Raw genomic sequence first — 13,730 nt, 5'->3', positions numbered from 1 at the left:
GAAGTGCCATGCTGGAAATCAAAGACCTCGAACTGACCTACCGATCGACCCAGGGCGCCTATTATGCCGTACGCAAGGTCAATTTACGGATCGACCGCGGCGAGCTCTACACTCTGCTAGGGCCAAGCGGTTGCGGAAAAACGACGACCTTGCGCTGTGTTGCGGGCTTGGAGCGCCCCGATTCCGGTGAAATCCTGATCGACGGAAAGCCTGTCTTCTCCTCAAGAGATGGCATCTGGGTGCCGCCGCACCAACGGCCGATCGGCATGGTGTTTCAATCCTATGCGATCTGGCCTCATATGTCAGTATTCGAGAATGTCGCTTTCCCGCTGCGACAAGGTGCGCAGAAAATTCGCAAGGAAGAAATTCGCGACAGGGTCATGCAGGCTCTGTCGACCGTGCATCTGGATCACTTGGCCGAGCGTCCAGCACCATTTCTCAGCGGCGGCCAGCAGCAGCGTCTCGCTCTCGCTCGCTCTTTAGTCAAACAACCGAAAGTTCTGTTGCTGGACGAGCCGCTTTCCAATCTCGATGCCAAGCTTCGCGAAGAAATGCGGCTTGAGATTCGCAGCGTCATCGAACGGCTCGGAATTACCACCTTATTCGTCACGCATGAGCAAATCGAAGCGCTCAGCATGTCTGACGTGGTGGCGGTGATGAACGATGGCAACATCATGCAAGAGGCCGCGCCAAAGGATATTTATAGTGCTCCGACATCGCCTTTCGTGGCGTCTTTCATCGGTAAGAGCAATGTCTTTGCCGCTACAGTCGTCTCCGAAGTAGCCGGGGAGACTGTCGTCGCTTCGGCGATCGGCCGTTTGCGCTGCCGGAGCCCCTTTGCGGTGAAACTGGGTGATCAGGTGATGGTTTCTGTGCGACCGGAAGACATTTCCGTGGCGGGCGGGCGAACCGGCGACAGCGATAACATCGTTGAGGGAGCGTTGGGGCAGGCCGTCTTCATCGGCGATGCGCTCGAATGTGCCGTTAAGGTCGGCGAGACGGAGGTTCGGATCAAGACGCCACGCGACACTGATCTTGCGATTGGTGCTCCGGTGTCGCTGGCCATCGCTCCACGGCATTGCCGCTTGATGCGGCCCCACTGAATTTGGAGAAGCTTCTTATGGCGGAAAAAAATTCACTCAATGCTGTATTGAAGCGTGATATCGCCGAACCCTCTGATAATACGGCCATGGGGTGGGGAAGCGACGTTGCTGCCGATATGCTGCGGCGGATCGGCGTCCGCTATGTGACCCATAATCCGGGGTCTAGTTTTCGTGGCCTGCATGACAGCCTCGTCAACATGCTGGGCAACGACGATCCGACCATGTTGCTCTGCCTGAATGAAAATCAGGTGATTTCCGTTGCCCATGGCTATGGCAAGGTGACTGGCGAGCCGATGGCCTGCATTCTGCACGCCAACGTTGGTCTTTTGAACGGGGCCATGGGCATTTTCAATGCTTGGGCCGATCGGGTGCCGGTCTATATCGTCGGCGCCGGGGGGCCGGCCGATGCTGAACGCCGCGTGCCGTGGATCAACTGGCTGCATACGTCGCGCGATCAGGCGAGTTATGTTCGTGGCATCACAAAGTGGGACGATGAACCGCGTTCGGTCAGCGCGCTGATCGAAGCCATGTATCGGGCCAATATCATTGCCCGGACCGCGCCGAAGGGCCCTGTCTATATCTGCCTCGATGCCGCGTTGCAGGAAGATGCTCTGAGCGAGAAGGTTGACCTGCCATCCGCCACCCGCTTTTTGCCGGCTGACGCTCCTGTTCCTTCGCCCGAGTCACTCGAACGGGCCGCCGACCTCCTGATTTCGGCCAAACAACCCGTCTTGCTCATGGGTCGGGTCTCGCGCAACCGGGCTGACTGGGACAATCGCATCCGTTTGGCGGAACTGCTTGGTGCCGGCGTTATCACGGATCTGAAAACCGCAGCGGCATTTCCCACCGATCACCCTTTACATCGCAGCATCGGCTATCATTTTCGCACCGCCATCGATCACGTTAAATCTGCGGACGTTATCATGGCACTCGATTGGATCGATCTGGGGAGCGCGATGAAGATGCTGCCAGCCGGCGAGCGTCAGATCGTGAGTGCCTCGGTCGATTCCCATGTGCACAACGCAATCAACATGGATTGTTACGGGCTGTCGCCATGCGATCTGCCCTTTCAGGTAGAGCCGGATATCCTTGTGCGGCACCTCTTGCCCGTGGTCGAAAAGAAGCTGGCTGGGCAAACTCGTTCTCCTTTGGGCGCGCCTCTGAAGTCTGTCGCCCGGCCCGCACCGATCCCCGGGGAGGCAAAGCTGGAAGATATCGGCTGGGCGTTGCAGGATGCCAGATCGCGCTACAAGATCACGTTGATGCGCACGCCGCTCGGCACGTCCCCGGATGTCTGTCACTTCACTGATCCAATGGATTATCTGGGCAATGACGGGGGCGCCGGCGTAGGTTCAGGACCAGGCAATACGATCGGTTGTGCGCTGGGCCTGCTTGGCAGTGATCGCGTCGCCGTTGGCGTTATCGGTGACAGCGACTTCATTCAAGGGTCGACAGCTTTGTGGACCGCGGCCCATTACGGGATTGCCGCACTTCTGATCGTGTCCAACAATCGTTCGCATCTCAATGACGAGCTTATTCAGATGCGTGTTGCAAAGCAGCGCGGCCGGCAGCCTGCCAATTCCTGGATCGGTCAACGCATAGAAGATCCGGATGTCGATATCCGCAAGATTGCCGAAGGTTATGGGGCCGAGGTGATCGGGCCGGTCAAGACTATCGAGGCTCTCGGGCCGGCCATTGAAAAAGGGCTGGCTTTGGTGACGTCCGGCAGGATCTGCGTCGTTGATGTTCATGTGGCCGCAGGTTCACCGTCACGGCTCGCCGAATATAAGCCCGAGCGCGAAAAGGCCTCCTGATTCAGATTTATTGGAAATATTGGCAATTGATGAGTTGCGCCATGACAGAAACATGCTTTTGCTTTTCCGTTCTCGTTCGATCTGTGCGCAGTTTCATTGGCGCTTTTGGACTGGTTGCCAGCTTTATGATGAGTAGTTCGTTGGCGTTTGCGCAAGCGGACCCGCCGGTTGTTCAGGCGTTGATAGAGCAGGCGAAAAAGGAAGCCACTCTGCGGCTGTCGTGGGGCGAGGCGACGCTGGGAGGGAGCGGCTTGGCGCGCCAGATGGTCGCGCGCATGAATAAGCGCTACGGTACCAATATCGAACTTCGGTTCACGCCGATCGAGGCTCTGGCCCGGATTGCCTCGCAATTGCTGGTCGAGTTCCAATCCAATCAGCCGGCTTTTTCCGATCTTTATATGGGAACGGCAGCTCAACTCGTACCGTTGATCGAGCGCAAGATGTTCCTGCCGATCGCATGGACGGAACTGGCACCGGGGCGCATCACGGCACAGATGATCGATGCCGATGGGACGTCCCTGAAAGTGGTCACGGGCTTGACCGGTGCGCTCTACAACACCGATGCGGTGAAGCTGGCCCCGAAAGATTTTTTCGATTTCCTCAAGCCAGAATGGAAAGGCAAGATTGCCACCACGGTTTTCGGCGCTGGTTTTGATGGTCTCGCGGCCAATGGCATGTGGGGACCGGAGAAGACATTGCAATTTGTGCGGGATCTTGCGCCACAGATCGGCGGTTTCATCAATTGTACCGATACCGAGCGTATTGCTGTCAATGAATTCTCGGCCTTTGTGCTTGATTGTGTGGGCGACAAGCTGACTATTTTCCAGGAGAAGGGGGCGCCGCTTGATATGGTGCTGCAGCCCGACGCCACGGCGCGACGCTATTTCTACTTTCAGGTGCCCCGCCACGCACGCAGCTCTGCCGCCGCGACTCTGTTCGCACTTTTCGCCCATAGCGTGGAAGGCCAGAAAATGCTGTGGGATGACGCCAAACTCGATCTGGCGCTCTATCCGGAATCGCAAATGGCCAAGCGGATCGCCAAATACGAGGCAGCCGGCGTGAAGTTTACCGATGTGACGATCCCGTGGTGGCAGGCGCATCCAGAAATCGGTCCGACAGTCGAGCAGATCACCAAGATTTTGGCTCAAGCCAAGCGCTGAATATACATTCATTCATATCGGAAAATACCTATGTCGCGCCTGCCGCTTTCATTCTGTACTGGCCCTTACGATCGAATGGCCGCTATTTTCGATGGATCCATCTCGATTGACGGGGTCGATCTTATTCCCATGGCTGTTCAGCAGCCGATGGAAATTTTCGCGCGCATGCTGCAGAATCAGGAGTTCGACATTTCCGAAATGTCGCTCACGCACTGCTACGCTCTGCGACAGAACGGTAAAGCGCGTTTTTTCACCGTTCCGGTTTTTCCGTCGCGGATGTTTCGCCACTCATACATCTTTATCAATCGACACAAGATTAAAGCGCCGCAGGATTTGGCCGGCAAACGCATTGGCGTCCAAGGTTTCCAGATGACGGCGGCCGTGTGGATTCGTGGCCTATTACGTCACCAGTATGACGTCTCACTTCAAGACGTCGAATGGGTGGAAGGTGGGGTCAATGAAAAAGGCGTGGCCGGTGGTGAAGCGACAAGCTTCCACCCGAAGGGACTGAAGGTCTCTCATGCCGGCAATAGCCGCTCGCTCAGTGACATGTTGGCGACCGGTGAAATCGATGCGCTTATCGGGGCAATCAAACCGGCTTCGCTGCGTGCGAGTCCAGATGTGGCCCGGCTATTTCCAAACTATCACGAGATCGAACGGTCTTATTTCAAAGAGACCGGTATCTTTCCCATAATGCATGCGATGGTCATCAAGGACGGTGTCCACCTGGCCAATCCTTGGCTTGCCAATAACCTGTATAAAGCTTGTGAGCAGGCTAAAGCGATTGCACTGAATAAGTCGCGTTTCACCGGCGCTCTGCAATTTATGCTGCCCTGGCTCGACGAACATCTTGAGGAGATTCACGATCTCTTCGGCGGTGATGCTTGGCTCTATGGTGTCGCGCGGAACCGCAAAGCTCTGGTGGCCTTCAGCGATTATCTTGTCGAAGATGGGCTTCTCGCCAAACCGATGGCGCCGGAAGAGGTCTTTTTGCCGATCGATGGATTGGCCGCGAAGGGTTAGGCCGGAGACTCGGCGATCAGATATAATTATCTGATATATAAGAGTATTTTTAAGAGTAATTCTTCCCGTGCCAATTGCCTCAAACCTTGCTTCCTTGGAGAACTCCTCGGAGCTTCGGCCCGCGGAACGTTGTTTCGGGGTATTTAGGGCGGTGCAAGACGGCGTACGGTCGCGGCCCTGACCCGCAGACCCGTAAAAATGGCGATTGGGTCGGATCTTCCGCTTACCCGACGGGGATGCAGCGTCATCTGAGCTAAATGCCGGACATTGATGTGGCATTTCTGGGCTATTACATCGCTGTTGCCATGGCGATGAAGCCTGCGCGTGACCTGATGCGCCACCGGAAGCCGGTGCATTTTTGCTTTGGACGGCCGTACGTCAATCCTTTGCCTCGGTCATGCACATCGTGAGAAGGTTCATCCTGGTTTCATCGAAGTTCGAAGGGAGAAGCAGACAATGGCCGTTCGCATGCACGTTTTGGGCGCTGCCCATGTGGTTACGGGCTCGTCTTATCTCTTGGAAGCGAATGGCCGGCGCATTTTGATCGATTGTGGCATGTTCCAGGGGTCGAAAACATTGAAGGAGTTGAATTATCGACCCTTTGCCTTCGAGCCAGATCGGCTGCATGCGGTGTTGCTGACACATGCTCACATCGATCATTCTGGCCTCATTCCGAAGCTGACCAAAGCTGGTTTCCATGGGCCGATCCACGCGACCCGTTCCACCGTGGAATTGTGCTCGATCATGCTGCGTGATTCCGGCCATATCCAGGAAATGGAGGTGGAGCAGCTCAACCGTCGGCGCGCGCGCAATGGCGAAGCGCCGGTCGAGCCGATCTACACCGCCGAAGATGCCGTCGCTGCCATGAACCAATTCCGGGCTGTCGCCTATGATACTTGGTTGGATCTTGAAGCCGGGGTTCGCGTCAGATGGTGGAATGCGGGCCACATCCTGGGCTCTGCTTCCATCGAGATCGAGGTGAGCCAGGAGAGTGGCGATCCTGTTCGCATTTTGATGTCAGGTGATCTCGGGCCTGATGCGAAACTCTTTCACGCTGATCCCGAGGGGCCGAAAGGACTCGATCTTGTTGTCTGCGAGGCGACCTATGGTGACCGCGATCGACCGGAGATCACGGTCGAGGATCGACGCACAGAGTTAGCAAGCGAAGTGCGAGCGGCGGCGCAGCGGGGTGGGCCGTTACTGATCCCATGTTTCGCCGTGGAGCGTACGCAGGAAATTCTCTCAGATTTGCTTGATCTGATGGACGGTGGTCACATTCCTGAGGCCCAGATTTTTGTTGACTCGCCACTTGCCATCAAAGCGACGGAAATTTTCCGGAGCCATGCGCGCGAATTAGAGGATGGCGAATGGCTGGCACGCCTGACCAATTCTCCCACGGTGCGCTTTACTGAGAGTGCTGATCAAAGCAAATCATTGGCGCGGCTACGCGGGTTTCACATCATTATCGCGGCAAGCGGTATGGCTGAAGCCGGACGTATCCGCCATCATCTGAAGAATCATTTGTGGCGTGCCTCCACCACGGTTCTGTTCGTGGGCTATCAGGCGGAGGGTACGCTTGGCCGACTTCTTTTGGAGGGTGCGTCGACGGTGACCATTCAGGGAGAGGCGGTCCGGGTTAAAGCGCAGCTTCGTTACATTGACAGCTATTCTGGCCATGCTGATAGGAGTGAAATTCTCCAATGGCTCGCAGCACGCAAGCCCATTCGTGGTGGTGTGGCGCTGACCCATTCAGAAGACAAAGCCTTGACAGCGTTCATTCCCACCGTTGGCCACGAGATCGTCGCGCCAGAAAATGTGATCGCGCCGCATCTCGACGACATTCTTGAAATTGGTGTCGGCTCACTACGCCGCATTCTGCCGGCCGAACCGCGCAGGCTTGAGCCTGAACGCGCGACCGGAAAAGACTGGCACAACGATTCAGCTGAGTTTCTGATTGATCTAAAGGAGGCGCTGGATAAGGCGGCTGACGATCGTTCTCGCGCAGTCATCTTGCGTCGTCTTAAGCGCGCGTTGGAAGAGGCCTAGCAGCCGATCGGATAGAATAGTGCCGATATTGCTGCGATACGTTTCAAGAGCTGGCGGGGTAGATGTCAGATCTCGCGGGACGCGTTGGACGGTGATCCGCACTTTGGATTGGTGAGTGGATTGGCTTTCTGGGGATATTACGCCGTAGGAACCGCTACGCTGTGGCGCGAAACAATCAGCTCCCCGCAACCAAATTCAACTTGTGAATGGCCCGCTTCTTTACCCGTTTCAAATCGGATGTCCCGATCATCCTGAAGGGAGGAACCTCAGATGTTCCTCCCGGAAGCGGCGGGTGATGAAATCGCGCAGAACCGTGACACGTCTGATCGTGCTCGCATCTGGATGCGACAGCAGGAAATAGCTGCGTCGAAAGCTGACATCCGGAAGAATGCGGACAAGGCCGTCGATGGAGAGCGCCGCGAAATCATGGAGGACGCCGATGCCGGTGCCAAATCTTACGGCTTCGATCTGTCCCATGACACTGGCGCACCGGAATATCCGGCCAGCTTGCTCTTGCAAAACGGTCGAATAATCCAAAGCAGAAGCATAGGCGAGATCGTCAACGCCCGTAACAACGGTGTGGTCGCGCAGAGCTTCCATGGAGATTGGTTTACCGTGTCGCTCCAGATAGCTTTCGGCCGCGTAGACGCTCAGCGTGTAGTCAATCAAGCGAGAGACAAGCAAGCGTCCCTCTATCGGTCTGTCGAGAACGATTGCGAGATCCGCCTCTCGCCGCGAGAGCGAGAATGTTCTGGGCAGCGGGACGAGTTCGACGATCAGATTGGGATAGCGGCGGGTCAGCTCGCCCAGCTCAGTGGCGAGGAAGTAATTGCCCAATCCATCGGGGGCGCCAATCCGCACGGTGCCGGAGACATCAGCTTCTTCGTTCGTGATGGTTTCGGCAATGCCCAGAAGTTCGAACTCGATCCGCTCTGCGACGGGGAGAAGGCGCTCGCCGGCCTGGGTCATGATGCAGCCCGCCGGCCGGCGGTCGAACAGGCGCGCGCCCAGTGAGAGCTCCAGCGCGTCGAGCCGCCGGGCGACGGTCGAATGAGTCAATCCGAGGCGGCGGGCAGCGGCGAGCAATTGCCCGTGCCGGGCGACGGCCAGGAAGATGCGCAGATGATCCCAATCCATGACTACAAAATCTGCACAATGATTGCCGAAAAATGAGCGTTGATGTGCGTCATATGACATTCAATGAATGTGGTCGCAACGTCAAGGCCGTCGAATGGAGCCGGCGAGAGCGCGGAGATCACATGTCCAAGGTTATCAATCACTTCATCGGCGGCGCCGAGACATCCGGCAGCAGCGGCCGGTCCGCTCCCGTGTTCAATCCGGCGACAGGCGCGCAATCGGCGACAGTCGCTCTCGCGGCGACCTCCGAGGTTCGATCGGCGGTCGAGGCGGCCCTCGCGGCGGCCCCTGGTTGGGCGGCGACCACGCCGTTGCGGCGGGGCCGGATCCTCAACGCCTTCCTGCGTATCCTCGAAGAACGGACCGACGAACTTGCGGCCGTCATCACCGCCGAGCATGGCAAGGTGCTGTCAGATGCCAAGGGTGAGATCCAGCGCGGCATGGAAGTTGTGGAGTTCGCAACGTCCGCGGCGCAGCTTCTGAAGGGCGAAATCACCGAGAACGTCGGCACCCGTGTCGACAGTCACGCGCTGCGCCAACCGCTGGGCGTGGTCGCCGGCATCACGCCGTTCAACTTTCCGGCCATGGTGCCGATGTGGATGTTCCCCGTGGCGATCGCCTGCGGCAATTGCTTCATTCTCAAGCCGTCCGAACGCGATCCTTCCGCTTCTCTGCTGCTGGCGAAGTGGCTGAAGGAGGCGGGGCTTCCCGATGGCGTGTTCAACGTCGTGCAAGGCGACAAGGAGGCGGTGGACGCGCTTCTCCACGATCCGGACATTCAGGCGATCAGCTTTGTCGGTTCGACGCCAATCGCCAAATATATCTATGAGACGGCGGCGAGAACTGGAAAGCGTTGTCAGGCGCTGGGCGGGGCCAAGAATCATATGATCATCATGCCCGATGCCGATCTGGACCAGGCCGTCGACGCGCTGATGGGGGCCGCCTATGGCTCCGCCGGCGAGCGCTGCATGGCGATCTCGGTTGCCGTTCCGGTCGGCGAGAAGACGGCGAATGCTCTCATCGCGAAACTCGAGCCGAAGGTGCGTGCGCTCAAGATCGGCGACGGGACCGATCCCGAGGCCGAGATGGGGCCGCTTGTCACCAAGCAGCATCTTGAGAAGGTCAAGAGCTATGTGGATGCCGGCGAAGCTGAGGGCGCCAAGCTCGTCGTCGATGGGCGCGGGTTGAAGCTGCAAGGATATGAGGACGGATATTTCATCGGCGGCACGCTGTTCGATCACGTGACGCCTGACATGAAAATCTACAGGGAGGAGATATTCGGTCCCGTTCTCGCCGTGACGCGCGCCGACAGCTATGCCACTGCGGCGAAGCTGATCAACGAACACGAATTCGGCAACGGCACTGCGATCTTCACCCGCGATGGCGATGCGGCCCGTGAATTCGCGCATGACATCAAAGTGGGGATGGTCGGTATCAACGTGCCGATTCCAGTGCCGATGGCTTTTCACTCCTTCGGTGGCTGGAAATCCTCTTTGTTCGGCGATCATCACATGCACGGGCCCGAAGGCGTGCGCTTCTATACGCGTTTGAAGACGATTACCTCGCGTTGGCCGACTGGAATTCGCGCCGGTGCTGAATTTGTCATGCCGACGATGAAGTAATTCGGCTAAGCTGTGTTGAGAATGGCGCTACGGTTTACCGTGGCGCCATTTGCATTTTGCGTTTAAGCGCGGTTCGCACGCTGAAGCTTGTCGCTGATTTACTCGGCGGCTTTCAATACGGACTGTTTCTGAGTTTTCGCACGAGCATCGCCATATGTTGCGATGGTGAGAAATCCGATTGCCGCCGCCGCAGTGACATAGAGCACCGGAGCCGTTGAAGATACTGTTTGAGCAATCAGCCAGGTCGCGGCGAATGGTGCAAATCCGCCACCTACGGTCACGGCGACGCAATAAGAAGCCGAGAGCCATGTCGTCCGATTTTTGGGTGGGAAAATCTCAACCAAAGTCGTGGCGGCCGGCCCGGAGATCGTGGCCAAGAGGATGTTCATCACGACTTGCACCAACGAAATCAAGTCCGATGTTATGGCTTGCCGTTGATCACGTCGTAGACGTTGCAGGCAATGCCTGTTGCTTCGTAGCCGTCCTGGCCGGTCGCCTGGGCGATGGCGAACATCTGGGAAGCGAGGCTGACGAACGGCATCGGGACTTCCATCTCGCGGGCCATGTCGAGCCCGAAGCCAACATCTTTCGGCATCCAGGATTTGCGTGGCTTGAACTTACGGCTGACCACAATGTCCATGATGCGTCGGCTCGCCTCCGAATCCTGCGGGGAGTTCTTGATGACGGATTGGAAGGTGGACTCGTCGAGACCGCCTTTTTTGAGCCATGTACCGATCTCGACGAGGCTCATGTGTTGGACGGCGGCGAGCATCGCCATGGCATTCTTGATGAGCTTGGCGTTGCCGAGTTCGCCGACATGCAGGATCGACTTGCCCATCGCCTTGAAGATCGGTTGATGTTCGTCGAACAAGATTCTGGAACCTGAAAGCCAGAGCGTCAGGGTGCCGGCCGCTGCGACTTCCTCAACGCCGCCGGCGGAAGCATCGATGACGGTCCAATCCTTCTTGGATAATTCTCTTTCGACCGCGACGATCGTGTCCTTGTCGATGCTGCTGAAATCGATCCACGTCGCGGCGCCGTCTACCGCTTCGATGAGCCCGCCCTTGCCGAGAGCGACGGCTTTGACCGCATCGTTGTTCGGCAGCATCGAAAGCACGAGCTCGCAGGATTCAGCCACGGCCTTCGGGGACTCTTTGAATAAGGCGCCCTGATCATCCAACCCCTTGGCGCGATTGCGGTCGAGGTCGTTCACGACGAGGCGATAGCCCGCCTTGATCAGGTTTGCCGCCATGCCGCTGCCCATGCCGCCGGTACCGATGAAACCGAGGGTCTTCATGCCTCATACTCCTCAATCACTGCCTGGCATGATCGCCGAGACGCCGCCGTCGACCCAGAGCGCGGTACCGGCGACAAAATCCGAATCGTCTGACACGAGAAATAGGATGGCTTTGGCGAGATCGGCCGGCAGGCCGTGACGGTTGCGTAGGTTCACCACCTTGCGGTCGGGGTTGAAGGTGTCGCGGCCGACCGGCGAACCGATTTTGTTTGGCACCACGCTGTTGACGCGGATGTTGTGGGGAGCGAGCTGGATCGCCATGGAACGCGTCATATTGACGATCCCGCCTTTGGCGGTCGTGTAGCCGATCGCGCGGTCACGACCATAGTAGCCCGAAGTCGAGCTCACATTGACGATCGCGCCGGCGATACCTTTCTCCACCATCGCTTTGGCGGCATGTTTGGCGAAGATAAAGGGACCGGTCAGTGTGATCGCCAGCGTGCGATTCCATTCCTCCGTCGTGATATCGAACATATGCTTATTGTCGGATATGGCGGCGTTGTTGACGAGAATGTCGACGTGGCCCCATTCAGCGATGATACCCTTCACCGCCGCGATAATGTCCTCCTCCTTGCCAACATCGCAGACGAAGCCCTTGGCCTTGCCGCCCGCGGCAATGATGTCGTCCGCGACCTTATCGGCGCGGCCCTTATCGAGGTCGATGACGGCGACAGCGGCGCCTTCCAACGCCAGCAGTTTGGCAACGTCCTCACCGATGTTGCGGCCCGCGCCCGTGACGATGGCGACCTTGTTGGCGAGCTTGGCGGTCATGCTGTCTCCTAGTGTTTCCTGTTTAGCCGCGTGCTCGGGTGGCGCGTTCTTTCTTGGTAGCGGCTTCGTTTACCACATCGCCGGCCATGATGACTCCATAGTCGCGTAACGCTGCGTCCACGGAAAGATATCCTTCTCGAATGTCGCGGAGCACTAGCGCCGGATCACGCTCCAGCGGGTCTCCCAAGCCACCTCCACCTGGCGTATCGAGCTGGAAATGATCGCCTGACTTCAGGGGATAATCCGCGTAACGCGTCGGCAGCTGCTTTTCCTCGACCTTGCCGGGATTGATCAGGATATCGCCTGTGCGGCCCTTGCCGCCGCCCGCAGCACCATTGGGCGCGATGACATGCTTGGTCGAGCGGATCGAGAAACGTGCCTCAGCCAGGTTTGTATATTCGCGCCGAATACCCAGACCGCCGCGGAATTTGCCGGGGCCACCGGAATCGCGGATCAGCTCGAACCGCTCGACGCGCGTCGGGAATTCGCTCTCGATGATTTCGATCGATGCAATCTTGGCATTGCTTTGGTTGACGGATGTGCCAGATGTCCCATCTTTGCTCGTCCGCGCGCCGGCGCCGCCGCCCAGGATTTCATATTGGACATAGCCCTTGCCGGTGTTGGTGGCGCGGCCGCCGATGATAATCGAACGGCTGCCGCAACCGTCGGCGCGCGCCTTGGCTGGCACGATATTGGTGAGCGCCGCGAAGACCGATTCCACGGTTGCGTGCACGGTCGGATTATACGTGTTAACCGGCGCGGGAAATAGGGGGTTCATCACGCTGCCCTCGCGCGCCGTGATGGTGAAGGCGTTGAAGAGGCCAGAATTGACGAAGATGTCGGGGTCGACCAGCGCGATCAGCACATAAGCGCAGGCGGCTTTGACGAGTGGTGGGCGAATGTTTGCCGGTCCGCGCGTCTGGTCGGCGGATCCGGAAAAATCGAAATGGATGCTATCGCCTCGCTTCTCCGCGACGACATGGATGCGTACCGGTCTATTCAGTTCGATGCCGTCGTCATCAACGAAGCGCTCTGCCTCGTAACGGCCGTCGCGCCATTCACCGATGGCGGCGCGCATGCGCAATTGCGAGAGTTCCAATAGCCGCTCGAAACAAGCTTTCACCGTGGCGCGGCCGAATTTTGTGAACAGTGCGCCGAGACGCTCCTCGCCGAGGCGGCTCGAGCCAAGCTGCCCGCGCATGTCGCCGAGCACGAGTTCGGGCGTGCGGCTGTTGGCGGCGATGATGCGTTCGATCTCGATGTTGCGCTGGTAGCCGCGCTGATAGCGTATGGCCGGTAAATGCAGGCCCTCGTTGAAAGTCTCGCGTGCCTGGCCGGAGCAGGACCCCGGCACCGGGCCGCCGATATCGCTTTTGTGAGCGATGGAACCGCAAAAACCCATCAGTTCGCCGTCGACGAAGACGGGCGTCAAGATTGCCATGTCTGGCGCGTGGGGGCTGCCGCCTTCATAGGGATGGTTGATCGCATAGGCGTCACCGGGCTCGATATCGTCATAGGCGCGCAGCACCGCCTCGCAGCAAGCTGGGAATGAGCCTATATGCAGCGGCAGCACGACATGCTGGGCGATAACCTCGCCTTTTGAATTCATGATCGCGCAGGAAGCGTCTTGTGATTCGCGCACGATGGTCGAGAAGCCGGTGCGGAAAAGAGAATTTTGCATTTCCTGTACGATGCCGTCGAGGCTCGCGCGCATGATTTCGAGGTCGACAGGATCGAGCTTATGTTCGCCCGTCATG

General features: G+C 58.1%; 11 protein-coding genes. 6 read left to right on the top strand and 5 right to left on the bottom strand.

The window, feature by feature from the left end; translation table 11 throughout:
• The first annotated feature begins 8 nt into the window (after window positions 1–8).
• The 5 genes from OIM99_RS20725 (at window position 9) to OIM99_RS20705 (ending at window position 7,146) form a co-directional block, all read left to right on the top strand.
• Window positions 9–1,103, top strand: a complete 1,095-nt coding sequence (locus OIM99_RS20725; RefSeq protein WP_311853145.1) for an ABC transporter ATP-binding protein — start codon at window positions 9–11, stop codon at window positions 1,101–1,103.
• 17 nt (window positions 1,104–1,120) lie between these two features.
• A complete protein-coding gene (locus OIM99_RS20720; RefSeq protein ID WP_311852387.1) occupies window positions 1,121–2,917 on the top strand; it encodes a thiamine pyrophosphate-binding protein in 1,797 nt (598 codons plus the stop codon).
• A 41-nt stretch (window positions 2,918–2,958) separates the two neighbouring features.
• The gene (locus tag OIM99_RS20715; protein ID WP_311852386.1) at window positions 2,959–4,077 is read left to right on the top strand and encodes an extracellular solute-binding protein; all 1,119 of its coding nucleotides are present in this window, start codon (window positions 2,959–2,961) and stop codon (window positions 4,075–4,077) included.
• A 30-nt stretch (window positions 4,078–4,107) separates the two neighbouring features.
• The gene (locus OIM99_RS20710; protein ID WP_311852385.1) at window positions 4,108–5,100 is read left to right on the top strand and encodes an ABC transporter substrate-binding protein; all 993 of its coding nucleotides are present in this window, start codon (window positions 4,108–4,110) and stop codon (window positions 5,098–5,100) included.
• 456 nt (window positions 5,101–5,556) lie between these two features.
• Window positions 5,557–7,146 (top strand): MBL fold metallo-hydrolase, encoded by a 1,590-nt coding sequence (locus OIM99_RS20705; RefSeq protein WP_311852384.1) that lies wholly within the window; start codon window positions 5,557–5,559, stop codon window positions 7,144–7,146.
• Window positions 7,147–7,392: 246 nt separating this feature from the next.
• Here the strand turns inward: OIM99_RS20705 and OIM99_RS20700 are convergent, their stop codons facing one another.
• A complete protein-coding gene (locus OIM99_RS20700; RefSeq protein WP_409371557.1) occupies window positions 7,393–8,283 on the bottom strand; it encodes a LysR family transcriptional regulator in 891 nt (296 codons plus the stop codon).
• Between the two features lie 122 nt (window positions 8,284–8,405).
• Between OIM99_RS20700 and OIM99_RS20695 the strand changes: the two genes are divergently transcribed.
• Window positions 8,406–9,905, top strand: a complete 1,500-nt coding sequence (locus OIM99_RS20695; RefSeq protein WP_311852382.1) for a CoA-acylating methylmalonate-semialdehyde dehydrogenase — start codon at window positions 8,406–8,408, stop codon at window positions 9,903–9,905.
• Window positions 9,906–10,003: 98 nt separating this feature from the next.
• Here OIM99_RS20695 and OIM99_RS20690 read toward each other — a convergent pair whose 3' ends face one another.
• From OIM99_RS20690 to OIM99_RS20675, 4 genes are read right to left on the bottom strand one after another with little or no spacing between them, the layout of a single operon-like run.
• Window positions 10,004–10,294, bottom strand: a complete 291-nt coding sequence (locus tag OIM99_RS20690) for a hypothetical protein (protein ID WP_311852381.1) — start codon at window positions 10,292–10,294, stop codon at window positions 10,004–10,006.
• Window positions 10,295–10,326: 32 nt separating this feature from the next.
• Entirely contained in the window at window positions 10,327–11,202 is an 876-nt protein-coding gene (locus tag OIM99_RS20685) for an NAD(P)-dependent oxidoreductase (protein ID WP_311852380.1), read from the bottom strand.
• A gap of 12 nt (window positions 11,203–11,214) precedes the next feature.
• Window positions 11,215–11,973, bottom strand: a complete 759-nt coding sequence (locus OIM99_RS20680; protein ID WP_311852379.1) for an SDR family NAD(P)-dependent oxidoreductase — start codon at window positions 11,971–11,973, stop codon at window positions 11,215–11,217.
• A 22-nt stretch (window positions 11,974–11,995) separates the two neighbouring features.
• Window positions 11,996–13,729 carry a hydantoinase B/oxoprolinase family protein gene (locus OIM99_RS20675; protein WP_311852378.1) on the bottom strand — a complete coding sequence of 578 codons (1,734 nt, stop codon included), beginning with the start codon at window positions 13,727–13,729 and terminating at the stop codon, window positions 11,996–11,998.
• Window position 13,730: the final 1 nt, after the last annotated feature.

Origin of the sequence: Methylocella sp. CPCC 101449 (assembly GCF_031921685.1) — a bacterium.
Lineage (GTDB): Bacteria > Pseudomonadota > Alphaproteobacteria > Rhizobiales > Beijerinckiaceae > Terripilifer.
This window is presented reverse-complemented; position numbering and strand designations above follow the sequence as displayed.